This window comes from Streptomyces sp. NPDC005962, from assembly GCF_040629205.1.
In the GTDB taxonomy this organism is placed as follows: Bacteria; Actinomycetota; Actinomycetes; order Streptomycetales; family Streptomycetaceae; genus Streptomyces.
Genome location: NZ_JBEXVE010000005.1, coordinates 1 through 24,991, shown reverse-complemented (window position 1 = coordinate 24,991; position 24,991 = coordinate 1). Strand labels below are relative to the sequence as shown.

The 24,991-nt window shown below is 71.6% G+C and carries 21 protein-coding genes and 1 tRNA gene; 5 read left to right on the top strand and 17 right to left on the bottom strand.

The features are described 5' to 3' along the window. Positions 1–16 precede the first annotated feature (16 nt). Both ABZ370_RS10380 and ABZ370_RS10375 read right to left on the bottom strand, forming a co-directional pair. On the bottom strand, positions 17–727 hold the full coding sequence (locus tag ABZ370_RS10380; protein WP_358618843.1) for a FadR/GntR family transcriptional regulator: 711 nt from the start codon (positions 725–727) through the stop codon (positions 17–19). 152 nt (positions 728–879) lie between these two features. Next, complete coding sequence (locus ABZ370_RS10375; RefSeq protein WP_358618841.1) at positions 880–1,632, bottom strand: hypothetical protein; 753 nt, start codon at positions 1,630–1,632, stop codon at positions 880–882. 501 nt (positions 1,633–2,133) lie between these two features. On the opposite strand from ABZ370_RS10375, the gene ABZ370_RS10370 reads away from it, so the two are divergent. After that, the gene (locus tag ABZ370_RS10370) at positions 2,134–2,583 is read left to right on the top strand and encodes a phospholipase (protein ID WP_358618840.1); all 450 of its coding nucleotides are present in this window, start codon (positions 2,134–2,136) and stop codon (positions 2,581–2,583) included. A gap of 84 nt (positions 2,584–2,667) precedes the next feature. On the opposite strand, the gene ABZ370_RS10365 is transcribed toward ABZ370_RS10370, so the two are convergent. The 9 genes from ABZ370_RS10365 to ABZ370_RS10325 form a co-directional block, all read right to left on the bottom strand. Beyond that, complete coding sequence (locus ABZ370_RS10365; RefSeq protein WP_358618838.1) at positions 2,668–3,477, bottom strand: HAD family hydrolase; 810 nt, start codon at positions 3,475–3,477, stop codon at positions 2,668–2,670. Beyond that, on the bottom strand, positions 3,474–4,751 hold the full coding sequence (serS, locus tag ABZ370_RS10360) for a serine--tRNA ligase (RefSeq protein WP_358618836.1): 1,278 nt from the start codon (positions 4,749–4,751) through the stop codon (positions 3,474–3,476). The genes ABZ370_RS10365 and serS overlap by 4 nt, the downstream gene beginning before the upstream one ends. 542 nt (positions 4,752–5,293) lie before the next feature. Continuing rightward, entirely contained in the window at positions 5,294–6,229 is a 936-nt protein-coding gene (pheA, locus tag ABZ370_RS10355; protein WP_358618834.1) for a prephenate dehydratase, read from the bottom strand. 78 nt (positions 6,230–6,307) lie between these two features. Beyond that, complete coding sequence (gene efeB, locus ABZ370_RS10350) at positions 6,308–7,585, bottom strand: iron uptake transporter deferrochelatase/peroxidase subunit (protein ID WP_358618832.1); 1,278 nt, start codon at positions 7,583–7,585, stop codon at positions 6,308–6,310. Then, entirely contained in the window at positions 7,582–9,690 is a 2,109-nt protein-coding gene (locus ABZ370_RS10345) for a copper resistance protein CopC (protein WP_358618830.1), read from the bottom strand. The genes efeB and ABZ370_RS10345 overlap by 4 nt, the downstream gene beginning before the upstream one ends. Before the next feature lie 6 nt (positions 9,691–9,696). Next, positions 9,697–10,164, bottom strand: coding sequence for a copper chaperone PCu(A)C (locus ABZ370_RS10340; RefSeq protein WP_358618829.1), 468 nt, complete (start codon positions 10,162–10,164; stop codon positions 9,697–9,699). Continuing rightward, a complete protein-coding gene (locus ABZ370_RS10335; RefSeq protein ID WP_358618827.1) occupies positions 10,161–10,826 on the bottom strand; it encodes an SCO family protein in 666 nt (221 codons plus the stop codon). The genes ABZ370_RS10340 and ABZ370_RS10335 overlap by 4 nt, the downstream gene beginning before the upstream one ends. A 139-nt stretch (positions 10,827–10,965) precedes the next feature. Continuing rightward, on the bottom strand, positions 10,966–11,724 hold the full coding sequence (locus ABZ370_RS10330; protein ID WP_358618826.1) for a YcnI family protein: 759 nt from the start codon (positions 11,722–11,724) through the stop codon (positions 10,966–10,968). A 96-nt stretch (positions 11,725–11,820) separates the two neighbouring features. Then, on the bottom strand, positions 11,821–12,651 hold the full coding sequence (locus tag ABZ370_RS10325; RefSeq protein WP_358618825.1) for a hypothetical protein: 831 nt from the start codon (positions 12,649–12,651) through the stop codon (positions 11,821–11,823). 201 nt (positions 12,652–12,852) lie between these two features. Between ABZ370_RS10325 and ABZ370_RS10320 the strand changes: the two genes are divergently transcribed. Then, positions 12,853–13,356: an ATP-binding protein gene (locus ABZ370_RS10320; protein ID WP_358618823.1), complete on the top strand. Its 504-nt coding sequence runs from the start codon at positions 12,853–12,855 to the stop codon at positions 13,354–13,356. 76 nt (positions 13,357–13,432) lie between these two features. Here the strand turns inward: ABZ370_RS10320 and ABZ370_RS10315 are convergent, their stop codons facing one another. Continuing rightward, positions 13,433–14,911, bottom strand: coding sequence for an aminopeptidase P family protein (locus tag ABZ370_RS10315; protein ID WP_358618821.1), 1,479 nt, complete (start codon positions 14,909–14,911; stop codon positions 13,433–13,435). A 77-nt stretch (positions 14,912–14,988) separates the two neighbouring features. Further along, positions 14,989–16,611, bottom strand: coding sequence for a PP2C family protein-serine/threonine phosphatase (locus tag ABZ370_RS10310; protein ID WP_358618820.1), 1,623 nt, complete (start codon positions 16,609–16,611; stop codon positions 14,989–14,991). A gap of 585 nt (positions 16,612–17,196) precedes the next feature. Here ABZ370_RS10310 and ABZ370_RS10305 point away from each other — a divergent pair. Further along, positions 17,197–17,868 carry a bifunctional DNA primase/polymerase gene (locus tag ABZ370_RS10305; RefSeq protein ID WP_358618818.1) on the top strand — a complete coding sequence of 224 codons (672 nt, stop codon included), beginning with the start codon at positions 17,197–17,199 and terminating at the stop codon, positions 17,866–17,868. 425 nt (positions 17,869–18,293) lie between these two features. Here ABZ370_RS10305 and ABZ370_RS10300 read toward each other — a convergent pair whose 3' ends face one another. From ABZ370_RS10300 to ABZ370_RS10290, 3 genes are all read right to left on the bottom strand, one after another. After that, positions 18,294–19,262 carry a DUF5926 family protein gene (locus ABZ370_RS10300; RefSeq protein WP_358618816.1) on the bottom strand — a complete coding sequence of 323 codons (969 nt, stop codon included), beginning with the start codon at positions 19,260–19,262 and terminating at the stop codon, positions 18,294–18,296. Between the two features lie 212 nt (positions 19,263–19,474). After that, the gene (locus tag ABZ370_RS10295) at positions 19,475–20,083 is read right to left on the bottom strand and encodes an ATP-binding protein (protein ID WP_358618814.1); all 609 of its coding nucleotides are present in this window, start codon (positions 20,081–20,083) and stop codon (positions 19,475–19,477) included. Between the two features lie 140 nt (positions 20,084–20,223). Continuing rightward, positions 20,224–21,057 carry a glycerophosphodiester phosphodiesterase gene (locus tag ABZ370_RS10290; protein ID WP_358618813.1) on the bottom strand — a complete coding sequence of 278 codons (834 nt, stop codon included), beginning with the start codon at positions 21,055–21,057 and terminating at the stop codon, positions 20,224–20,226. Positions 21,058–21,275: 218 nt separating this feature from the next. Between ABZ370_RS10290 and ABZ370_RS10285 the strand changes: the two genes are divergently transcribed. Then, on the top strand, positions 21,276–22,940 hold the full coding sequence (locus tag ABZ370_RS10285) for a trypsin-like peptidase domain-containing protein (protein ID WP_358618811.1): 1,665 nt from the start codon (positions 21,276–21,278) through the stop codon (positions 22,938–22,940). 38 nt (positions 22,941–22,978) lie between these two features. Further along, positions 22,979–23,065 (top strand) — tRNA-Ser (locus ABZ370_RS10280). A gap of 386 nt (positions 23,066–23,451) precedes the next feature. On the opposite strand, the gene ABZ370_RS10275 is transcribed toward ABZ370_RS10280, so the two are convergent. After that, entirely contained in the window at positions 23,452–23,958 is a 507-nt protein-coding gene (locus tag ABZ370_RS10275; RefSeq protein ID WP_358618809.1) for an RICIN domain-containing protein, read from the bottom strand. Between the last annotated feature and the right edge of the window lie 1,033 nt (positions 23,959–24,991).

Below are 24,991 nucleotides of genomic sequence, written 5' to 3'. Positions count from 1 at the left end.
AGGGTGTGGGGGCGGATCAGTTCGCGCCGAGCAGCAGCTCGACGGCGCGCTTCGGCGTCTCCAGCAGCGCCCGCGCCGCGTCCTCGGCGGCCGCGGGGTCGCCCGACGCGATGGCGTCGATGACGGCGTGGTGGTCGCTGGGCACGACGCGCGGCATCTCGCGGTCGCCGAGCGAGGCCACCAGCGCCTCGCGCACCGAGCTGCTGAACCAGCCGTACGTGGCGCTCAGCGCGGCGTTGTGCGCGGCGTCGACCACGGCGGTGTGGAACGCGACGTCATGCGCCGCGTACAGCTCATGGCTGCCGGACTCCGGCTGCCCCTCGGCGTCCCCGAAGGCCGCCTGCGAGGCCAGCGCCGCACGCATCCGCTCCAGGTCGGCGGGGCGATGCCGCAGCGCGGCGAGCCGGGCGCCCTCGGCCTCCAGCGCGATGCGCAGCTCCAGCACGTCCCGGATACCGGCGCGCCGTACGTCCCGCATGACCTCGGCCGGGTCGGTGGTGGAGACCACGAAGGTGCCCTCGCCCTGCCTGGACTGAAGCATTCCGGCGTGCGCGAGGACGCGCACCGCCTCGCGGACCGTGTTCCGGCCGACCTGGAGCTGCTCGGCGAGCGCGTGCTCGGTCGGGACGCGGTCGCCGACCCTCCACTCGCCCTCGGTGAGCTGCGCGCGCAGCTGCTCCACGACGGTGTCGACGAGCGACTGCCGTCCGGCGGCACGCAAGGCCATGTGCTGTGGCTCCCCTCAAGTCAACCGGTTGCCCAGTCATCCTACAACTTAGATGCCTATGCCACCTAAATCTTGCGGGCCCGAAGCGGCAACCCGCCCGCGGACGCGTCGTACGCGTCCCGCGGGCGGGTGCCGACCCGCCGATCAGACGGCTACCGCCGACGCCGCCCCTTGCCCCGCGCCGGACGCCCCGGTTCCGCCGCGGCCTTGAGCCGGGCGACATCGCGGCGGACCTCCTTCATGTCCTCGCCGAGGTCGCAGAGCCGCTCGCTCATGGCGCAGATCACCCGGCCGTGCGCGTCGAGCCGCTGGTCCATACCGTCCAGCCGGGCCGACATCCTGGCCAGCCACGGGGTCAGCTCCCGCAGCGCGGAGCCGACATCGGCCAGACGCGATTCGACGGCACCGAGCCGGGCACCGATCGGCCCCTCCAGCAGCCGCTCGGTGAGGATCTGTTCGAGCGGAAGCCGCCCCGACCCGGATTCCTGCCCCGCCCGGGTGCGCTCCTCGACGTCGAGCAGATACGTCCGTACCCGCCTGGCGATATCACTGTCCCGCAGCAGCATGGCCACGTTGAGCACCGCGCGCCGGGGGTAGAGGGTGAGGTGGGCGCGCCCCTGTGGATAACTCGAATCTGAAAGGTCCAAGTTGGACCTTTCAAAGATTTGCAGGTCAGAGCCTCGGAGTGTGTGCATCCCGTTGCTGTGGAACTCCTCCCGGTGTCGCTTGGCCAGGCTTTTGATGGCTTCTTCCCCAACCTCGAAGTACATCGCGACGATGCGCGTGGTGACGTGAACCCCGTCGGGGAGCATGGCCAGGATCTTGACCATGTCGAGGACGTCGGTCCGTTCGATCACGCTGTCGCGCAGCGTGCGCGACTCCAGCAGTGCGGTCTCGGGTGGCATGGGTGTGCCTTCCGGTGTGGATACGGGTGATGGCGTGCCCCACAAGCCAGGGGCGATTGGCCGCCCGTATCCAGGGACCAGGAGCGGAGGCTGCCTACCTCATTCGGACCCAACCGCCGTGACATCGCTGTCCGTCGATCCGTCGCCCGGCCGAAGCTTCAAGCCCGCGTTGCCTCCGCGCATCACGCGTCATCTAGAACAACGATCCGACCGCAGGACGGTTACGCGACTCCGCCGTGTTGACGGACGGAGTCGGTCCCGGAAGTACGAGCCGCCCTGCCCTGCCCTCCCTCCCTCCTGAACTGGCCGTTCTCCTCGCCCACTTGGAGGAAGCTCCGAACCTCCGTTGGTTGAAGTCTGTTCATCCATACGCCCGTCTAGATCTTGACGCTTGTCAGGAACCTGCCGAACTCTGGATGTGCGCCACCTCACACCGCCCCGCAACCCGCGCCTCGCGCGGGCGGTTTGAGCTGCCGTCAGCAACCAACGGAGGGAACCGAAATGCGTCGTCTTGCCACGAGTCTTGCCGCCACCGCCGTCACCGCGGCCGCCACCGTCGCCCTGGCCGCCCCCGCCCAGGCCGCCCCCGCCGACAAGGCGCAGGTGCTCGCGAACTGGACCCAGACCAGCTCCGGCAGCTACAACGCCTGGCTCGCGGCCCGTAACAACCAGGCCGCGTGGGCCGCGTACGGGTTCGACTGGTCCACCGACTACTGCAGCAGCTCGCCCGACAACCCCTTCGGCTTCCCCTTCCAGACCTCGTGCGCCCGGCATGACTTCGGGTACCGCAACCACAAGGCGCTCGGCATTTTCGACGCCAACAAGGCCCGTATCGACAGCGCCTTCTACGAGGACCTCAAGCGGGTGTGCACCGCCTACACCGGTGCGAAGAAGACCACCTGCGACGGCACCGCGTGGACGTACTACCAGGCCGTGAAGAACCTGGGCTGACCCCGCACGACGACGGGGCGGCCCGCCGTGGGCCGCCCCGTCGTCGTGTCGTCCGTGTCGTCCGGCGTCATCCGCTCACCGGCTTCAGCCGAGGAGCCGCTCCAGCACCACCGCGATGCCGTCCTCCTCGTTGGAGGCGGTGATCTCGTCGGCGGCGGCCTTCAGGTCGTCGTGCGCGTTGGCCATCGCGACCCCGTGCTTCGCCCAGCCGAACATCGGGATGTCGTTGGGCATGTCGCCGAACGCGATGGTGTCCGCGGCCGTCATCTTCAGCCTGCGGGCGGCCAGCGAGAGCCCCGTGGCCTTGGTCAGCCCCAGCGGCAGCAGTTCCACCAGCCCCGCGCCCGCCATCGTCACCCCGACCAGACCCCCGGCGGCGTTCCGCGCGGCGTCCGCGAGGGCGTCGTCGCCCAGCTCGGCGTGCTGGATGTAGAGCTTGCTGATGGGCGCGGACCACACCTCGTCCGGGTCGCTGAAGGAGCTGACCGGCAGCTCCCCGTGCCCCACCCGGTACCCCGGGCCGAACAGCACCTCGCCGTCGAGGCCGTCGCGGGCCGCGGCCAGCAGCAGCGGACCCGTCTCGGCCTCGATCTTCTCCAGCGCCAGCATGGCCACCTTGCGGTCCAGCGTGACGGAGGTCAGCAGCCGGTGCTCGCCCGCGTGGTAGAGCTGCGCGCCCTGGCCGCACACCGCGAGCCCCTCGTAGCCGAGGTCGTCCAGTATGTGCCGGGCCACCGGGACGGTGCGCCCGGTGACGACGATATGGGCGGCACCGGCCGCGGTGGCCGCGGCGAGCGCGGCGCGGGTACGGGCCGAGACGGTGTGGTCGGGACGGAGCAGGGTGCCGTCGAGATCCGTCGCGACCAGGCGATACGGAAGGGTGCCGGCGCTCACCGGGCGACCGGTGCCAGGACCTCGCGGCCGCCCAGGAACGGCCGCAGCACCTCGGGCACCCGCACCGAACCGTCGGCCTGCTGGTGGTTCTCCAGGATCGCGACGATGGTCCGGGTGACCGCGCACAGCGTGCCGTTCAGCGTGGCCAGCGGACGGACCTTCTTGCCCTCGCGCATCCGGATCGACAGCCGCCGCGACTGGAACTCGGTGGTGTTGGACGTCGAGGTCAGCTCGCGGTACTTCCCCTGGGTCGGAATCCACGCCTCGCAGTCGAACTTCCGCGTCGCGGACGAGCCCAGGTCACCCGAGGCCAGGTCGACCACCCGGAACGGCAGCTCCAGCGAGGTCAGCCACTGCTTCTCCCACTCCAGCAGCCGCTGGTGCTCGGCCTCGGCCTCCTCCGGCGTCGTGTAGACGAACATCTCGACCTTGTCGAACTGGTGCACCCGGAAGATGCCCCGGGTGTCCTTGCCGTACGACCCGGCCTCGCGGCGGAAGCAGGAGGAGAAGCCCGCGTAGCGCCGGGGCAGCTGCTCCGCGTCCAGGATCTCGTCCATGTGGTACGCGGCCAGCGGGACCTCGGAGGTGCCGACCAGGTAGAGGTCGTCCTTGTCCAGGTGGTAGACGTCCTCCGCGGCCTGGCCCAGGAAGCCGGTGCCCTCCATGGCCTTCGGCTTGACCAGCGCCGGGGTGAGCACCGGGGTGAAGCCCGCCGCGCCGGCCTGCGCCATCGCCGCGTTCACCAGCGCGAGCTCCAGCAGCGCGCCGACGCCCGTCAGGTAGTAGAAGCGCGAGCCGGAGACCTTGGCGCCGCGCTCGGTGTCGATCGCGCCGAGCAGCTCGCCCAGCTCCAGGTGGTCCTTGGGGGTGAGGCCCTCGGCCGCGAAGTCGCGCGGGGTGCCGACCGTCTCCAGGACGGTGAAGTCGTCCTCGCCGCCGATGGGGACGTCCGGGTGGACCAGGTTGCCCAGCCGGCGCAGCAGGTCCTGGGTCTCGTCGGCCGCCGCGTGCTGCTCGGCGTCGGCCGCCTTGACCGCGGCGGAGAGCTCACCGGCCTTCTTCAGCAGCTCGGCCTTCTCGTCCCCGGATGCCTTGGGGATGAGCTTGCCGAGCCCCTTCTGTTCGGCGCGGAGTTCGTCGAAGCGGACGCTGGAGGACCTGCGCCGCTCGTCGGCTGCCAGGAGCGCGTCGACGAGGTCGACGTCTTCTCCACGGGCGCGCTGGGAGGCGCGCACACGGTCGGGGTCCTCACGGAGCAGGCGAAGGTCAATCACCCCCCCAGGTTACCGGTGTGACCTCGGGGGCTCGACGCGATATTCCGGTGTGCCCCTATTTGCCCCTGTTTATGGCTGTGGGAAAACCGGGGAATTCCTGTGTGGACCGCCGTCAAGGAATGTGTGCGCATTCCCCGAAAAGGGGCAAAGAGATGACCGGCTTCCCCTGTGTGTGGGGCGAGTTGGCGGTTGGTTGTCCACAGGGCTGTTGGGATACTCGCGAGTTATCCACAGCCTGTGTGTGAGATCTGTGGATGTCGCGGTGATCGTTTAGTCCGCCGAGTGCTCGGCGATAGATCCCCCTATCGAACCGCGTTCACACACTCTTTGGGAGAAGAATCCCTCACTCCAAAGAGCGGATCATTGGAATTGCGGTGACGAATGTGCAATGTCCGGTGATGTGAGCCGATGAGGTGACTGTGGTGATGTGTCGACATTGCCGGGTTGGCGTTGTCGACTTGTCCCCAGCGTGGAGCCGAGCCTGTGGATAACTTTCCGCGGCGGCCGCCCGGGCCCGTGGTTGACGGGCCCGGTGTCTCCGCTCAGCCGCGCCCGTCCTGGCAGCGGGCCAGCCACTCCGCCGCCTCCGCGAACGCCTCGTCCGAGGTGCCGTCGCGCAGCGGGGCCAGGTCCGCCGCGTCCACGCCCGCGCGCGGGTACGAACCCAGGAAACGCACCTTCGGACAGACCCGCTTCAGCCCCATCAGGGCCGACCCCACCCGCCGGTCGGTGATGTGCCCCTCGCAGTCGATCGAGAAGCAGTAGCGGCCGATGCCCTCGCCGGTCGGGCGCGACTCGATCCGCATCAGGTTGACGCCGCGCGCCGAGAACTCCTGCAGCAGCTCCAGCAGCGCGCCCGGGTGGTCGTCGCCGAGCCAGATCACCACGGACGTCTTGTCCGCGCCGGTCCGGGCGGCGGGCCGGGCCGGGCGGCCCGCCAGTACGAAGCGGGTCATCGCGTTGGGCGCGTCGTGGATGTCGGTGACCAGCGGCTCCAGCCCGTACTTCGGCCCCGCGAACACGCCCGCGAACGCCGCGTCGTAGCGCCCCTCCTGCACCAGCCGCGCACCGTCCGCGTTCGAGGCGGCCGACTCCCACAGGGCGTCCGGCAGGTTCGCCGCGAGCCAGTTGCGGACCTGCGGCTGGGACACCGGGTGCCCGGTCACCGTCTTGACGTCCGCGATCGTGGTGTCCGGCCGCGCCAGCAGCGCGAAGCTGATCGGGAGCAGCACCTCGCGGTAGATCGTCAGCGGTTCGCCGGTGGCCAGCTCGTCGAGGGTCGCGGTGACCCCGCCCTCGACCGAGTTCTCGATGGGCACCAGCGCGGCAGCCGCCGTACCGCCGCGCACGGAGTCCAGCGCCGCGGGCACCGAGACCATCGGGACCAGCTCGCGGGTGGCAGCCTCCGGCAAGGACCGCAGCGCGGCCTCGGTGAAGGTGCCCTCGGGGCCGAGGTAGGCATAGTGGCTGGCCGACATCACGGTGGCTCCCTGTAATCGTATGAGAGCCGCCACGATACCCAGCGGCGGCCGGGGGCGAGGAGGTTCATCCCGTGCTCACCCTTCCAAGAGTGCCTGACCCACGTAACCGTCCGGGGCGCAGCCGCCCGGCACCGCGAAGAGTGCGCTCGCCTCGTGCCGCAGGAACCGGGACAGATCGTCCCCGAGGTCCAGCTTCCGCTGTACCGGGACGAACCCCTTCATCGGGTCCGCCTGCCAGGCGATGAACAGCAGTCCCGCGTCCGGCGCCCCGTCCTCGCGGAAGCCGTCGTGGTACGAGAACGGGCGGCGCAGCATGGCCGCGCCCTGGTTCGACTCGGGGGCCGCGACCCGTACGTGGGCGGCGCCCCCGATGGCCAGGCCGCCGTCCGGGCCCAGCTTGTCGAGCCGCACCGGGGTCGTCTCGGTGCCGCCGGACAGCGGGGCCCCGTCCGACTTGCGGCGGCCGACGACCTTCTCCTGCCGCTCCAGGGACAGGTTGTCCCAGGAGTCGAGCAGCATCCGGATACGGCGCACCACGGCGTACGAACCGCCCGCCATCCAGGCCGGTTCCCCCTTGTCCGGTACGAAGATCCGCCGGTTGAAGTCCGACTCCTCCGGCTTGGGGTTGTTCGTCCCGTCGACCTGGCCCATCAGATTGCGCACGGTCATGGGGTGGCCGGTGGCTCCGGGGGTGCGGTTGAAGCCGTTCATCTGCCAGCGCAGCCGGGCGGTGTCCCCGGCCTCCCGCTGGAGCGCGCGCAGCGCGTGGAAGGCGACGAGTCCGTCGTCGGCGCCGATCTGGACCCACAGATCGCCGTTGCTGCGCTTCGCGTCGAGTGCGTCCGAGGCGAAGTCGGGGAGCGGGGCGAGAGCCTCCGGGAGCTGGTCCGCCAGGCCCGCCTTGGCGAAGAAGGAGCGGCCGAAGCCGAAGGTGACCGTGAGGGACGACGGTCCGGCGTCGAGCGCGATGCCGGTGTCGTCCGGCGGCGCCTTGCCCTCGGTCAGCTCGCGCGCCGTCCTCGACCACCGGCGCAGCAGCGCGGCGGCCTTCTTACGGTTCGCACCGGGCGCCAGATCGAAGGCGACGAGCTGGCCGTGGGCCTGCAGCGGGGTGGTGATCCCCGCCTGGCGCTTGCCATAGAAGGAGACGGCCGTCGAACCGACCGAGCTGAGCGGCCGGGGCGTGTCACGCGTCGCCTCCGCGGCGTACGCGCCCGCCGCCCCGCCGGCGACGAGCCCGGCGGCGCCCGCGGCGCCGGCCGAGCCCAGCAGACGGCGCCGGGACACCCCGGACGAGGGGCTCTGCTGATCCTGAGTGGTTTCGGGGGCTTTCGGGACTTGCGATGTGCTCATTGCGCGATCTTCACGTTCCTGGTCTCCGTCACCTGGTCGATGTCGGAGGTCCGTACGGTCAGGGAGAGCAGCCACTTCCCGGCCATGGGGAGCTGCACGCTCTGGGCGCTCCAGTGTCCGGTGGAGCGGTGCTTGAGGGGGATCGACAGCGGGCCCAGGCCCTTCTGCTTGAGGGTCAGGGAGACCTTCACCTCGGGCACGTCGATCGGGCGGTCGGCGAAGTCGCTGATGAAGACGTTGAGGGCGTTGTCGCCGGGCAGCGCCGGGTCGAGCATGACGATGGCCTTGCCGCGGCCGCTCTTGGGACCGGTGTCGTACGGGATCGCCACGCTCACCGGATCGACGTTCAGCGCCCCGGGGTCCGCGGCGACTGCCGTGGGCTTCCCGGTCTCCGCCCGGCCCGGCTGGGTGCCGCTCAGCATGGTGGTCACCGCGAGCAGCACGGCGGCCACGACGGTCTCGGCGATCACGGAGCGGCGCAGTCCGCTGCGCTGCGGATCGGCGTCGCGCTCCCGCCGGGCGGCGGTCTTGTCCTTGGCCGCGCGCTGACGGGCGAGCTGGGCGGTGCGCACGGGGTCGTCCCCGGCCCCGTCAGCGGCCTCGTCCCCGGCCCCGTCCCCGTCCCCGTCCCCGTCCCCGTCCTCGGCCCCGGCCTCGTCAGCGGACGCGGAGTCCTCATCGGAACTCTCGCCGGTACCGGCCCCGGAGGCGCCCGTACCGACCGGCTGCCCGGCCTTCACCACCGCCCTGGCCCCGGTCCGGGCTCCCGCCTCCGCCGTCACCCGCGCATTCTCAGTACGCTCGCCCTCGCCCCCCGTCGCCGTGACGTCCGTAAGACGGCTCGTCCAGCGGCGCGAGAAGGCGGCGATGCCGACGAGCACCGCCACCAGGGCCACCTTGATCAGCAGCCAGCGCCCGTAATCGGTGCCGGTCAGCGCCTTCCAGGAGCCGACCTGCCGCCACGACTGGTACAGCCCGGTGAGGACCAGGGCGACGACGGAGCCGAAGGCGAGCCGCGAGAAGCGGAGCACGGCCGCCCGCTCGATCGGCACGCCCGCGCGGAGCGTCACCGCGAGCGAGGCCAGACCGCCCAGCCACACCCCGACCGCGACCAGGTGGATCACGTCGACCGGCATGGCCAGCTGCCGCTGGATGCCGACCGAGGCGTGCTCGGCCATCGCCCAGGTCGCGGCGAGGCCCACCGTGACGACGACGCCGCCGAAGCCCAGCCCGAAGGCGAGGTCATGGCGGCGCTTGGCGTCTTCCTCCGCCGCCTCGGTATGGCGGGTGTACGAGCCGAAGAGCACGGCCAGGAAGATCGCCGCTACGCCGAGCAGCAGCAGCCGGGACAGCAGCGCCGCGCCCGGCTTGGTGTCGAGGACATCGCCGAGCCCGCCGAGGTCGAGGACCTTGCCGAGCCCCTCGGCGTTGGCGTACGGGCCGCGCAGCAGCAACAGCGCCAGGGTGGCCCCGAAGAGCGTCGCCCAGCCGCCGACGGCGATCTTCCGGACCGGGCGGGAGGACCGGCACACCCCGGCGAACACGCAGGCGCCGACCAGCGCCGCGAACCCGCCGTAGGCCGCGTACCGCCCGATGCCGTACAGCGTCGTGACCGTGCTGTCGCCGCTCTCGCCCGTCGGCGCCTTGACCGACGTCTTGGACGGGGCGCCGATGGAGAAGGTGAACGCGCCGCTCACCGGGTGGCTGTCCTCCGAGACCGCCTTCCACGCCACCGTGTACGTGCCCTTGGGCAGCCCGGAGCGCAGCGCGACCGTCGCGGTCGACGCCTTGCCGTCCACGTGCGCGGCCTTCCCGGCGTCCACGCGCTTGCCCTTGGGGTCCAGGACGCGCACCGCGTCCCGGCCGAGCAGCACGCCCTCCGTGAAGGTGAGCGCGACGTCCCCCGGCGCGGACTTCACCACCGCGCCCTCGCCGGGGCTGGTGGAGGTGAGCGCCGCGTGCGCGGACGCGGGCCCGGCGCCGAAGCTCAGCGCGCACAGCAGCGCGGCGAGCAGCGTGCCGAGGACCGACAGCAGCCGCCGGGCGGTGACGGAGATCCGGGCGTCGGTCCCGGTCCTGGCGGTCGGGAAGGTCAGCGAGGGCATCGGCTGTCAGTCCTTGGGACGGTACGTCATCGGCTCGACCGGGACTTTGATCTTGATGGGGTCGGACGTGGCGAAGTGCAGGGTGAATTCGACCTTCTCACCGACCTTCGGCTTGTGGGCCAGTTTTGTCAGCATCAGATGATCGCCCCCGCTGCTCAGCCTCAGTTCGCCGTCCGCGGGCACGTCGAGCGAGCTGACCTGCTTCATCTGGGTGCCCTTGGTGGTGTGCAGGGTGACGTCGCGGGCGAGCGGGGTGGTGATGGACGTCAGCTTGTCGGCGCCGCCCCCCTTGTTCGTCACGGTCAGGAAGCCCGCCGCCATGTCGGCCATCGCGGGCCGCGGGATGTACGCGCCGCCGACGGACAGGTCGGGGCGGTCCCCGCTGCCGCCGTCGTCGCCGCCGCAGGCGGTGAGCGCGCCGGTCAGTCCGAGGGCGAGTGCGGCCGCGGCGGCGGCCCGGTGCCGGGCGGTCACGGGTTCTCCCCCTTGATGATCTTCGGAAGGTCCTTGGCGTACTGCTGGGGCGAGGTCGACGTGGTGTAGATCCAGTGCCCCTTGTCGTCCTTGGGCGAGAAGCCCATCACCTGGGCGCCGTGGTTGACGGTGACGCTGCCGTCCTTCTCCTTCTTCGGCTTCTCGATGAAGATGCCGAGCGGCTTGGCTCCGGCCTGGATGGTGTTGAAGTCGCCGGTCAGCCCGACGAAGTCCTTGCCGCCCTGGGCGTCCAGCCACTTGCGCATCCGCTGCGGGGTGTCGCGCTCCGGGTCGGTGGTGACCATCACGACCCGCAGCTTCTCCCGCTCGGCCTTGGACAGCTTGGACACGGCGATGCCGAGGTTGCTCATGGTCAGCGGGCAGACGTCCGGGCAGTGGGTATAGCCGAAGAAGACCAGGGTCGGGTGGCCCTTGGTCTCCTTGAGCAGGTCGTACTTCTTGCCCTCGGTGTCGGTGAGGACGAGGTCGGGCTTGGTCTTGGCGTCGCCGTTCAGGACGATCGCCTGTCCCGTCTTCCGGCCGCCCGAGACGCTGGCGGCGCTGTTGTCCCCCTTGTCCCCGCCGTCGCCGGAACCGCCGCAGGCGGTGAGGGTGAGCGCGGCGGTGGCGACGAGGACGGGGACCAGAATCTTGGTGCGCATGGAGCTGTTCTCCAAAAGAGATCGTCGGATCGGTGGTGCGTGACGGCGGCGGGGACCCGGGGGCCCGCCGCCCGGCGTGACCGCGGCGCCCGGTCGGGACGCGCGGTCACGCCGTGCCGTCACGCGGGGTTCCGGCTGGTCAGGCGGAGCGGCGGCGGCCCGCGAGCACCCCGAAGGTGACTCCGGCGGCGCCGATGACGATGCCTACGATGCCCAGCACCCGTGCGGTGGTGTCGGTGCTGTCGTCATCCGACGCCGAGGCGGTCTTCGCCGTGTCGCCGGACGCCGTGGCCTTCGTACCCTTGGCGTCGCCCGCGCCCGCGCTCGCCGAGCCGTTGCCGTGCCCGTCCGAGCCCTCGGCCGCGTCGGTGAGCTTGAGGACCGGCGCCGGGTTCTCGGGCTCGGGCGCGCCCTTCTCGGGCTCCTCGATCCAGCGCGCGACCTGCTTGTCGTCGTACGTCTGGAGCGCCTTGAATGCGAGCTGGTCGGCGTCCTTGGGGAGCGGGCCGACCGAGACCGGGAACTGCTGGAACATGCCCGGCTCGATCTTGCCGCCGGTCCAGGTGATCTTGGTGACCGCCTCGGTCACCTTGCCGTCGTCGGTCTCGATGGGCTTGGCGAGCTTGGACTTGGTGACCTTCACGTCCCAGCCGGGCACCGCCTCGGGCATCACGGAGGCGAGCGGATGGTCGGTGGGCAGGTTGACCTCGACCTTGACGGTCGAGGAGTCGTCCCGCTCGTTGGGCACCTTGAAGTCGACGGTGCTGTAGCCGCCCTTCTCGGCCTGCTCCGGCTGCACGGTGACGTGCGCGAAGGCGGGGCCCGCGGCGAGCAGCACCAGGGCACCCGCGGTGAGGCCGCCGAGAACCGGCAGACGACGAAGACGCGTGGCGTTCATGTCAAACGCTCCAGATGAGGAGTGAACGATGGGGTGGGCGCGCGTGCGGCTCCGGCACGGCCACCCTCCGTTCCCGCTGGAGGAGTGTCGCGTCGGTCAGGCCGCGAGGTCGTAAGACGGCGGTCCCCGCCTGATCACGCTGTGCTGGAGGACGACGGCCGTCGTCCCGCCCTCGTCCGCCCCGTCCGGGCGCGGGCGGGGCGGCCCGGTACCGGCCGCGGCGTCCGTGAGCCCGGTGAGCAGCGTTCGTACGAGCCCCAGGGCGGCGCGCAGGGAGCGTACGAGCGCGGCCTCCGCGACCCCGCGCGCCCCGTCCAGCGACAGCCGTACCGCCCGCCATACGGCCCTCTCGCCGCGCCGCAGCAGCCAGCCGACGGCGAGCGCGGCCAGCAGATGCCCCAGCGTCATCGGCAGCGACGGCAGCAGGGCCGTCAGACCCATGTGGTGCTCAGGGCCGGTCATCCCCGTCGCCGGTGCGGACTGTGCGGACGGCGCGGAGTGGAGGGACGCCGGGTCGATGCCCGACCGGGCGACGATCCGGTGCGCCATGGCCGCGTCGAGGCGGCCGGGGAGTGTGGTGCACAGCAGCTTGGCCGCCATGCCGATGACGCGGCCGTCGGCGTCCGCGCGATGGGCGGCCTCCGCGGCGGCGGCCGCCTGCTGCTGTCCGTAGCCGAAGAGGCTGTGCAGCGCGAGCTGTCCCAGGGCCAGCACCGCCGCGATCCCGGGCAGCGACCGCTCCCGCCCGGCCAGTGGCAGCACCACCGCGAACATCGCCGCGGCCCCCGCGCCGAGCGTCCACAGCGGCACCGTCGTACAGGACGCCAGTACATGCCCCGCCGCGGACAGCACGACACAGACCGCGGTGAACACCGCGGCCCGCAACATGCGCAGATCGGCAGCCGCACGGGCGACAGGGGAAGCCATGGCCGCGCCATCATCCCACTGGGTAAACGCGTTCCCCACGGCGGGTAGGGCGTACCGGCGCACACCGGGACAGGCCTATACACCGATGCGCCTACCGCGCGCGTCCGCCGAATGAGCGGAGTCACGTCAATCGGACGCTTACGGACCATGGACCCAGGCAATACGTAACGGTATGTCGAGCCGCGGCCGGGAGGCTGGAGCATGAGCATCTGGTGGTCACTCCATTTGCCCCGCGAGGCGGCGAGCGTTCCGCTCGCACGGCGACTGCTCCTCGGCACCATGGAGACGGCCGGAGTCGATCCGGAAATCTCCTACGACCTGTCGGTCGCCCTCTCCGAGGCATGCGCCAACGCGGTGGAGCACGGCGGCAGCGACGGTACGGGCGGGGACTACCGCGTCACGGCCTTCATCGACGGCGACACCTGCCGTATCGAGGTCACCGACTCGGGTCCCGGTTTCTCCGGCCGTGGCACCGTGCGCCGCGAGTCGCGCACCCGCAGCGAGCGGCGTCCGGCGTCGGCGCCGAGGCCGCAGCACCCGCAGAGTCCGGCTCCCGCACACGCGGAGCACGGACGGGGGCTCTTTCTCATCGAGGCGCTCACCGATCACGTCCGCTACCGCGACCGACCGGGCCGCGGCGGGGTGGTGGTGAGCTTCGACAAGATCCTCAAGTGGCGTGAGGACTCCTTGCTCAGGGCGTCGTAGCGAGGCGCCCGGGGTGTGGTGACGGACATGACGACGGGGGAGCGGTCCAGCCGCTCCCCCGCCGTCACGCCCCGTCTCAGCTCCGCTGTGCGACGATCCGGGCCATCCACGCCTCGACGTCATCGGCGGACCGCGGCAGCCCCGCCGACAGATTGCGGTTGCCGTCCTCCGTCACCAGGATGTCGTCCTCGATCCGGACGCCGATGCCCCGGTACTCCTCGGGCACGGTCAGGTCGTCCGGCTGGAAGTAGAGGCCGGGCTCGACGGTGAGGCACATACCGGGCTCCAGCGTGCCCCCCACATAGGTCTCGGTGCGGGCCACGGCGCAGTCGTGCACGTCCAGGCCGAGCATGTGGCCGGTGCCGTGCAGCGTCCAGCGGCGCTGCAGCCCCAGCTCCAGGACGCGCTCGACCGGGCCCTCGACCAGGCCCCATTCGACCAGCCTGGTGGCCAGGACGCGCTGGGCGGCGTCATGGAAGTCGCGGTATTTCGCGCCCGGCTTGACCGCCGCGATGCCCGCCTCCTGCGCCTCGTGCACCGCGTCGTAGATCTTCCGCTGGAGCGGGGTGTACGTGCCGCTGACCGGCAGGGTGCGGGTGACGTCGGCGGTGTAGAGGGTGGTGGTCTCGACCCCCGCGTCGAGGAGCAGCAGGTCGCCGGAGCGGACCGGGCCGTCGTTGCGCACCCAGTGGAGGGTGGTGGCGTGCGGACCGGACGCGCAGATCGAGCCGTAGCCGACGTCGTTCCCCTCGACGCGGGCGCGCAGGAAGAACGTCCCCTCGATGTAGCGCTCCGAGGTCGCCTCCGCCTTGTCGAGGACCTTCACCACGTCCTCGAAGCCCCGCACGGTCGAGTCGACGGCCCGCTGCAGCTGGGCGATCTCGAACTCGTCCTTGACCAGGCGCTGCTCGCTGAGGAAGACCCGCAGCTCCTCGTCGCGCTCGGCGGTGACCTTGTCGGTCAGCGCCGCCTCGATCCCCGCGTCATGGCCGCGTACGGCGCGCACCGGGCCGGTCGCGTCCCCGAGCCGGCCGGCCAGCTCGCGCACGTCCTTGGCGGGCAGGCCCAGCAGTTGCTCGGCCTCGCCGAGGCTGTGCCGCCGCCCGACCCACAGCTCGCCCTGGCCGTCCAGCCAGAACTCGCCGTTCTCCCGGTCGGAGCGCGGCAGGAGGTACACCGTCGCCTGGTGGCCGCCGCCCGCGTCCGGCTCCAGCACCAGGACGCCGTTCTCCGTCTGGTCGCCGGTGAGGTACGCGTACTCGGTCGCGGCGCGGAAGCCGTACTCCGTGTCGTTGGAGCGGGTGCGGAGGCTGCCCGCGGGGACGACCAGGCGCTCGCCGGGGAAGCGCGCGGAGAGCGCGGCGCGGCGGCGGGCGGTGTCCGGGGCCTGTTCGATGGGGCTCAGGTCGTGCAGCTCGGTGTCCGCCCAGCCGGACTTCATGCTCTCGGCAAGCTCGTCGGAAACACCCGGGTAGAGGCCGTTCTTCCGCTGCTTGATGGGCTGCTCCTCGGCCTCCGGGGTCTCCAGGGCGTCAGGAGTGGGCTCCTCGGTCACGTCATCCTCCTCGAACTGGACCTCTCCATCGTAGGTCCGGGGGTGCGGCGCCCGGGAGGCGTCCCGGGCGCCGCCGATCAGTCGAAGTGGGCGACGAGCAGGACGACATCCTCCGCGGCGTCCCCCGCGCCGCCCCCGGTCACGCCGGTCACGCGGGTTTCGCCCGTGCCGCCGGTGTCGGCTGCGTGGTCCGGGAGCATCGCCAGCAGCACATGGTCCGCGAAGGCGTCCGGATCGGCGCGCACCGCCCTGGGGGCACCCGCCGCGGCGGCGCGCAGCCGGGCGAAGGCGCGGTCCGTCGGCTCACCGGTGCGGTGGAGCAGCCCGTCGCTGTAGAACAAAAGCGTTTCTCCGCAGGCGGGCTCGATTTCCACGCTCGGCGCCTCCCAGCAGGAGAGCATGCCCAGCGGCGCGGACAGCGTGGTCTCCACGAACTCCGTACGCCGCTCCCCGGTGATCAGCGGCGGGCAGTGCCCCGCCCCGGCCAGCAGCACCCGGCGCGCCCCGGGCTCGCAGTACGCGAACAGGGCGGTCGCGGAGCGGGCGGGCTCGGTGAGCCGCAGCAGCAGTTCCAGGTCGGAGAGCACGGCGACCGGGTCCTCGCCCTCCATCACGGCGTACGCGCGCAGCGACGCCCGCAGCCGCCCCATCGCGACGATGGTGCTCGGCCCGGAACCGGTGACCGCGCCGACCGAGAGGCCGAGGGCGCCGTCCGGCAGCGGCAGCGCGTCGTACCAGTCCCCGCCGCCCCGCGAGCCGGGGCGGTGGCGGACGGCGAGGCGCACCCCGGGAAGCCGCGGCAGCCGGGTGGGCAGCAGCTCCTCCCGGACGGTCGCCACCGTCGCGCGGGCGCGGGCCAGCTCGATCAGCCGGGTGATGTGGGCGGCCGCGTAACGGCAGTACAGGGCCACCAGATGGCGCTGGTGCTCCTCGGGCTCGGCCGGTTCGTCGTAGAGCCAGGCGACCGCGCCGAGCCGCCCGGCGGGCACATCCGGCATGCCGGGGGCACTTGCCGGGACGGACGCCTGCGCCGCGCCCTGCCCCGCGCCGCCCGGTGTGCCCGGTGTGCCCGGTGCGCCCCGCGCCGTACGGTCACCCGAGCCCGCGCCCGGGGACGCGTCCTCGGCGGCGGGGGCGGGCACGCCGGTGAGCCCGGGGCCCGGGCCGGGGCCGGGGAAGGGGTCCAGCGGGACCGCGTAGCTGGCGGCGAAGCCGAGACGGGCGGCGACCTCACGATGGCGGGGATGGAGACCGGGCTCGCCCGGGATGTCGGGGTGGGTGACATCGGGGCGCCGCTCGCCGCCCGGTTCGGGCAGCCCGTCGAGGAGATGGCCCGCGGGGGCGGAGCCGCCCGGGATCGTCTCGATCTGGCCGAGGTCGGCGCGGCCGAGGCCGAGTCCGACGGTGGTCACCGGACCCTGCCCGTCCGCCGGTTCGAGCGCGACCAGCCCGCGCTGCGCGCCCACGAGCGCGGCGCCCGCGCGCAGCAGTTCCCTCAGCGCCTCATCGAGAGCGCTGGTATGGACCAGCCGCTCGGTGAGTTCGTGAAGGGTGGTGAGATCCGATACCCACCCCGCCAGCCGGTCCTGAACGCCGGGTTCCGGCGCGGCGAGGGGCGGGCTGATGGGATCGGCAGTTTGCGTGGGTGCGGGGAGGGAAGAATCGATTCCAGCCACTTTCGGCGGATAGGCCGAGTTCATGGTCCGCTGCCTTCACCCGCTGCGCCCAGCTTGCTCAATAGCATCGCAAACCCCCTGTCATGCTGCGCCGCTACTGTGCCGCTACTGTCTCAAGATGTACACGCACGGGAGAGCCGATGTCCAGCATTGTCCCGGTGGTCTTGTTAGTGTCTGGGGGGAATTGAACTTGGCCGAAAAAAAGTCGCCACGCTGCCAATTTGAGGTCGACTGACGTCATTCGACAGCGCGTCGTCTCCATCGCGGCGGGTACACATTCGGAGAGGGCCTGGGGCAGTTCTGACCGCCCCGGAACCCCGCGGCCGGTCCAGGCGTCATAGACCACAACGGCCGCGCCCCTCTTCGGGTGGCGAGGAAGCGCACCATCCAGGACGGTAAGCGCCAGGTGCGCGCCACCCCTCGCCACGTTCCACGCTCGGCCCGCGGCGTGATGCGCTGCCTTGTACGCGCAGTGACTTGTGATCCACGTGCTGTGAGTGGCCGAACGACGCCCGGCAGCGCGCACGTAGTGCCATGTGAAGTGCCACGAAGTGCCATGTAGTGCGAACGGATACAGCCCTCGGCGTTAACGGAAAGGAACGAGCGCTCATGCGCGAGATCCTCGGAAGGCGACGCAAGTTCTCGCTGCGGCGCGGCGCACGCTCGCCGCTGCTCCGCGCGGCGCTCACCTGCGCCACCGAGTGGCAGTGGCCCGTCCTGCCGGGCATCGGCCTCCAGACGGGCGGCGGACGCATGCGGGTGTGCGGCTGCCCGGACCCCGACTGCGCGGTGCCGGGCGGGCACCCCTTCGACCCCGCTCTCCTCGCGGCCACCACCGATCCGCGCATGGTGCGCTGGTGGTGGACCAACCGCCCCGGTGCGCCGCTCCTCCTGGCCACCGGCGGTACGGCGCCCTGCGCGCTCAGCCTGCCCGCGGTCGCCGGGGCCCGGGCGCTGGCCGCGTTCGACCGGGCGGGCGTCCGGCTCGGCCCGGTGGTCGCCACGCCCACCCGCTGGTCGCTGCTGGTGGCCCCGTACTCCCTCGAAGAGCTGGGCGAGCTCCTCAACCGCCAGGACTGGGTGCCCAGCTCCCTGCGGTTCCACGGCGAGGGCGGCTATCTGGTGCTGCCGCCGTCGCAGACGGGTCTTGGCCGGGTGCGCTGGGAGCGGGCGCCGCAGCGCCGCGGGCAGCCCTGGCTGCCCGAGGTGGCCACCGTGGTGGACGCGCTCGTCGAGGCGAGCAGCAGCGCGCCAGACGGGGGCAGCCGGCTCGCCTACTGACCGACCCGGGCGGGCGTCGTCACGCTTGTCAGCCTTGTCAACGAAACGCTTGCGAACGCCACACGCGGCGGGGCCCACGGCCTCGCCGCGTGTCGTGCGTTCGGGTGATCTTCGGTGGCGGCCCGGCTGGGGTCTGCGGCGGGGTCCTGCGGCCGGGGTCTGCGGCGGGGGCCCGGGTGGGGCAACTCCCGCGGCACCGCGGCCGGTTGGTCGGTACCGGACTCGTGCGTTCCGGTACCGGACATGGAAGCGCCCGGTCGCTGGCGACGGGGGATGCACCAGCGACCGGGCTTTTAGAACCGTAACAAGAGATCGGCCCTAAGCAAATTCGATCGCGGATTTCCGGACGCGTACTTCCAGGGCGTAACCGCGAGTTGTGAGCAGCGTCACGCGGCCGGGGCGCCCGGCCGAACCCGCCCGGAAGCTCAGCTGAGCGTCACCTGACGGTTGGTGAGACCACCCCGGGCGCGCCGCTGTTCGGAGGTGAGCGGCTCGTCCGAGGCGAGCGCCTCGCCCAGCCGTTCCGCCAGCTCCGCGGCCGGCTTCTCGACGTCCTCCGCGCCCATGCCGCGGGGCAGGTCCCACACCGGCACGGTGAGCCCGTGGGCCCGGAAAGAGCCCACCAGACGGGTGTCTTCGCCCAGCGAGGACGCCCCCGCCGCGTGCAGCCGCGCGAGCGCGTCGAGCAGCTTCTCCTCCGGGTGGGACATCACCCAGCGCAGGTGGTTCTTCTCCGGCGTCTCGCACCAGTAGGCGGCCTCCACACCGGTGAGCCGGGCGGTGGGGATCGCGGCGGCGTTGGCCCGTTCCAGGGACGCGGCGACCTCCCCGGTCGCGTTCGTGGCGTCCTCCAGCCAGAACTCGAACCCCTCGTGCAGGGTCGGCGTGAAAGCGCCGTTCGGGTCGAGCAGATCCTGGAGGCGCGGACCGTCGCCGGGCGCCCGTTCGGCCGACACCGGCGTGCCCGGGTCGGCGATCAGCGCGCGCCGCAGGGTGTCGGCCAGATCGCGGCTGAGGTCGCCGGAGGCCGTGTCGTTCTGCAGCCCGACCAGCACGGCGCCGCTGTCCCGGCGCAGCGCGGGCCACGCCATCGGCAGCACGGTCGCCAGGGTGACCGACGGCACGCCCTCGGGCAGCCCCTCGGCGAGGGTCAGGTGGACGGTGGCGGCGGGCACCAGCTCGCGCAGCGCCACCCAGTCGCATTCGTTGGGGAGCCCCTCGAAGGGCCGCTGCACCAGCTCGGTGACGGCGTGGGCGGCCTCGCGGCCGTGGCAGGCCTTGTAGCGGCGGCCCGAACCGCACGGGCAGGGCTCCCGCGCGCTCACCACGGGGATGTCGCCCGTGGCGCCCCGTGATCCTGCGGCCTTGGTCTGGGGGCGGCGCTTCTTGGCCATGATGTGGCTGTCTCCCGATCGTGGCGGCTCAGGGCTTCGTGCGTACGGCCCGTATACGGCGCGTATCCGACTCGTGTCGGCTACAACTCGTGTCGGCTACGGCTCGTATCGGCACGTACCTCGTATCGGCACGTACGCCGTCGTACGGCTTCACGTACGGGCGGGAGCCTAGCCCGTCGGCCGTACGTCGTCGGCCAGATGCGCCGCGTCGCTCACGCCAGCTCGTCCAGATCGGCGAAGCCCAGCTCACGGTCGAAATCAGGATCGATATTCGTATCGATATTCGCTGCATTCGACATATTCGTCACATTCGTCACGAGGTCCGCCCCGGCGCCCGTGCGCAGCTCCGTGCCGATATCGGGCGCCAGCACGACCCGGCCGGAGAAGCCGGTGTCGGCGGGGAGGAGCGCCCATACGGTGACCTCGCCCGTGCCGTCCCGTACGCCCCAGTCGTCCGCCAGGGACCTGATGATGTTCAGTCCGCGGCCACCACGGGCCGTGACGGAAGGTTTGGCCGGAAGTGGCCTTGTCGGGCCACCGCCATCCGTGACTTCGATCGTCACCCGATCGTCTTCATCGACGCGCCACGCCGCATGGACCGTCCCGCCGCCAGGGCCGGAGCGCCATGGGCTGCCATGCCGCCACGCATTGCTGAGCAGTTCCGAAAGGATCAACACTGCGTCGTCTATGACCGAATCCGATACCCCAGTCCTGCCCAGATCGCCGCGCATCCAGTGTCGTGCCGCGCGGACGCCCGCAGGACCATGGGGTACGGCCATGGTCGACGACGTCGGCACCTTCTGTGCCACCACCAACGCCACCCCCGAGACCTCCTTAGCCCCACGCCAGGGGATGAATGCCCCGATGGGCTGGAGCGGAAACCGGCCAAGTGGCATCGTGTGACGCACTCGTCACGATCGAATACGTAACGAACGCGCCGGTGCACGCCTTGTAATGCCCACTATGAGCGCCCGAGTTGGGACAGTACCTGTTTGGGGCGATTCGTGATCAGCGCGTCGACCCCCAGCCGCACGCACAGCTCGACATCGGCCGGTTCGTCGACGGTCCACACGTGCACTCGGTGCCCCGCGCGCCGCAGCCGCGCCACATAGGCCGGGTGGTTGCGCACGATCCGGATGCTGGGCCCCGCGATGCGCACCCCCGGCGGAAGCTGTCCGTCCCGGTGGCGCGGCAGGACGAACTGCATCAGATAGACGGTGGGGATGGCGGGCGCCGCGATCCGCACCCGGTGCAGCGAGCGCGCCGAGAAGCTCATGACGCGCACCGGCGGCGGCTCGCCGGGCGGCGGCGCGTCGAGCCCGTACCGGCGCAGCAGCTGGATCAGCCGGTCCTCGACCTGGCCCGCCCACCGGGTGGGGTGCTTGGTCTCGATGGCCAGTTCGACGTGGCGTCCGGCGTCGGCGATCAGCCCCAGCAGCCGTTCGAGGGTGAGGACGGACGTACTGTCGCGGCTCTTCCGGTCCGGCGCCTCCTTGTCGGTGGCCTGCCCCTTCCAGGAGCCGAAGTCGAGGGCCGCGAGATCGGCCAGCTCCAGCCCGGAGACCGCGCCGCGGCCGTTGGAGGTGCGGTCGACGCGCCGGTCGTGGACGCAGACGAGATGGCCGTCGGCGGTCAGCCGGACATCGCATTCAAGGGCGTCAGCGCCGTCCTCGAGCGCTCTGCGGTACGCGGCCAGCGTGTGCTCCGGCGCGTCTTCGGAGGCCCCGCGGTGGGCCACGACGGACACGGTGTGCGGCCCCGGGCGGATGTCCCGGTCAGAACGCGCATAGGTCACCGCGTTATGGTGCCACCGCCCGGTGTCCCTCGGTGGAAGGTTCTTCTTCCGGCCGTTGCCCGGAATGGCGGCAGGGCGAATTGTCCGGGATAAAGGGTGGTAGTCCACACGGCCGCCGCTCCTTACGGCGGTCTGACGCGCCGTGGGAAAAGCTGACAACGGTAATACGTACGCGTGGGCCGTCATGGAAAAACTGTCGTGCACCTGAGGAGACAGCTGTGAGCACCGAGAACGAGGGCGCTGCCGTACCGCCTGCGGCCGGGCCGCACCCGGCCCCTCCGGCGCCGCACCCGAACCCCGCGGTGCCCCCCGCGCCGGACTTCGAGCCCACGGCGGGCGCGAAGCCGGACGCGCCGACCGCACCGGCCGCCCCGGACGCGCCGATAGGCCCGGCCGCGGGCCAGACGGCGCCGGACCAGTCGGCACCGGACCGGATGGCGAAGGCGGGCGACCCCGCGCCGGCCCCCACCCCTCCGGCCCAGCCCCCGGCCCCCACCCAGCCCCCGGCGGCGTTCGCGTCGACCGGCGCGGGCGACCCCGGCGGTGCCCCCGGCTACGGCGCCCCGGGTGGTGCCCCCGGCTACGGCGCCCCCGCCGGTGCCCCCGGATACGGAGCCCCCGGCTCCGGCGCCGGACCGTGGCCCTCCGACGGCGGACAGCCGGGCGGACCGGGCCCGGGCCCCCAGGGCGGCGGCCCCGGCGGCCCCGGCGGCCCGTGGGGCAGCGCCCCCGTACCGCCGCCCCCCGGCACACCGGAGCGCAAGCCCCGCGGGCTCGTGGCCGCCGCCCTGGCCGCCGTGCTGGTCGCGGGCGGCATCGGCGGCGGTGTCGGCTTCTGGGCCGCCGACCGGGAGAACAACAGCGGCGACACCACCACCGTCTCCGCCGTCGGCAACCCGAAGGCGGAGAGCCGCGCCCCCGGCTCCGTGTCCAACATCGCGGGCAAGACCCTGCCCAGCGTCGTCACCATCGAGGCGCAGGGCAACAACGGCGAGGGCGGCACCGGCACCGGCTTCGTCTACGACAAGCAGGGCCACATCCTCACCAACAACCACGTCGTCGCCTCCGCCGCCGACAACGGCAAGCTCACCGCCACCTTCTCCAACGGCAAGCGGTACGCCGCCGAGGTCGTGGGCAAGGCCCAGGGCTACGACGTCGCCGTCATCAAGCTCAAGAACGCCTCCGGCGCCAAGCTCGACCCGCTGCCGCTCGGCAACTCCGACAAGACCGTCGTCGGCGACGCCACGGTCGCCATCGGCGCCCCCTTCGGCCTGTCCGGCACCGTCACCACCGGCATCGTGAGCGCCAAGAACCGGCCGGTCGCCTCCAGCGACGGCGGCGGAGGCAACGCCTCCTACATGAGCGCCCTGCAGACCGACGCCTCCATCAACCCCGGCAACTCCGGCGGCCCGCTGCTCAACGCCGACGGCGGCGTCATCGGCATCAACTCGGCCATCCAGTCCGCGGGCAGCGGCAGCGGCCTCGGCGAATCCCAGCAGTCCGGCAGCATCGGCCTCGGCTTCGCCATCCCGATCAACACGGCGAAGAACGTCGCCCAGCAGCTGATCAAGACCGGCCAGCCGGTCTACCCGGTGATCGAGGCCACGGTCAGCATGAAGGACAGCAGCGCAGGCGCCACCATCGCCGCCAACGGCACCGGCGGCAGCCCCGCCGTCGTCCCCAACGGCCCGGCCGCCAAGGCGGGCCTCAAGTCCGGCGACGTGATCACCAAGCTCGACGACACCGTGATCGACAGCGGCCCGACCCTGATCAGCGAGATCTGGACCCACAAGCCCGGCGACAAGGTCACCCTCACCTACAAGCGCGACGGCAAGACGTCAACGGTCGACGTCACCCTGGGCCAGCGCAAGGGAGACAGCTGACACGCTAGGCTGATCCCCGCGCCACCAAGGTGGCGCGGGGAGGCTTGCCCGAGCGGCCTAAGGGAACGGTCTTGAAAACCGTCGTGGCAGCGATGTCACCGAGGGTTCAAATCCCTCAGCCTCCGCCGAGGTCAGCGAACTAGCTGGTCAGAAGGGGTGCCCTGAGTTGAGGGGCACCCCTTCCGCATGTCCGCTGTCTCACCCTGTGCCGCCGGAATCCCACCGTTGACCAGCGCGTGTGGACCAGGTGTGGACCAGATTGCTGCCCGCACCAGGTCTCTCACCAGGCGGTTTGGGCCATGTGTGGGACGCCCGCTTATTGGCTGCGCGAGGAAGCAGCTTGGTGGAGTCGTTGGGCCTCTCCTCGGAGGAAGGCCCTGACGGGCCGTGCCCCGTTGCTGGAGTCGAAAGGGGTGCCCGAAGCCACCTCATATGGCTTCGGGCACCCTTCTTCGGGCCGGGCCTGCTCAGATGGCGCTGGTTTGCTGTGCGGCCCCGCCCTGATGTGGGGTCAGCGGACGTCGAACGAGTGGGCCTGGTAGTTGTTGGCGGTGCTACAGCCGCTCACGAAGGCGAAGGTGGGCGTGGTGGTGTTGTATTGCTGCATGCACTTGTTGTGGGCCAGGTTGCGCAGCAGGTGCCGGTTGGGCTTGCTGGAGGCCGCCATGGTGAAGGTCTGCTCCTGCCACCGGGAATCGCACGGACGCTGCTGGAGGGCTTCCGTGGCGCCGCCGTCGACAGCGGTGACGCACATGTCGCTGTTCAGGTTGCGCAGCATGAAGGTGTCGCTGGTGACCGGGTCGATGGCCCACTTCTGGGCCAAGTCGTCGGTGTCAGTCTGGTACTGGACGGTGGCACCGCCGACCGTCGAGTTGCCTGCGACGCCGAGGACGTAACCGCTCTGCCAGGCGCGGACCTTGGTGCCGCTCAACGGCCCCACCGCGTCGGCGGTGCCCACCCCGAGCACGGTCGCACTGAGCGCTACGGTGACCATGACGGCCGCAGATCGAATGCGCATGAAGGATTTCCTCCCCTTCGGGCTGGTCACATATTGTGTCCAGTCAGATGCGCAACGTACTGGGCTCGGGAATCCCCCGACAATGCCACGACAGAGTGACTCGACTCGTCCTCAGGCGCGGGCCCTAGAACGGCAATCGCCGCATGGCACGCGTAGCCACGTCCGCTGCAGCCAGTGGCGAGAGGGAAGGGGCGCGGTGCTCTGTTTGTTCAGCTGCCTTCCGTCGCCGGGTGCGGGAGCGACCGGGCGACGGAAGGCATGGCGCAGTCGGCGACGACGACGGTCGCGGGGGCGTTCGGGCCCTGTGGCCGCCCTGCCGGAGCAGACAGAGCGGCGCCGTCTCAGTGGCGCCCCCGGGCCGCTCAGCGCGCCACCCCGCATCAGCGAGCCAACAGACACAGTCAACATCGAGAACGGCCGTCTTCGTACGCTCCGGCGATCGCAACGGACGCGCAGAGGCAGCGGCACGGCCAGGCCCACGTGCCCGACCGGGCGGCTGCCGAGCGGCGGCTACGCAAGGCGGTTTACATGGCCAGCCGCCTGCCGACTGCGTCCATCGCTGTTGTGCGCGCAGGAACGGCCAGCGGCGAGGGAGGGGTGGCCGGGGGACAGGCATGTCGGTCGTCGGCCCCGGCTCGATGTGGCCGGCCGCCGTACTGTCCCCGTCACGCATGCGGCTGCGTGAGCAGATGCGCTGCCCCGGATATGGCGGGAGGGGAGCAGCTGCTGCCGCGCGGTGGCTCAGCCCGTCGTGGTCGCTCCGCGTCGGTTCCCGTATCGCCGTGGCTGGGCAGCGTGTCGTAGACGCTTCGGGTATCGCCAGCGCCGAACCCACCTCGCCATGCCTGCCCCGCACTTGTCATCACGCCTTCCTTCATCTGGACTCGACCGGGGCGAGGCGGTGCCGAAGCGAGCACGACAACCACCCCGGTACCATCGGGATGCTGTTGGCTAATTCGGGGGCTCGCGTGACGTCGGCCGGCAAGACCCGGTTGTGGTCTTGAAGGCCGACGTTGTCGTTTGGGGTGGGTGT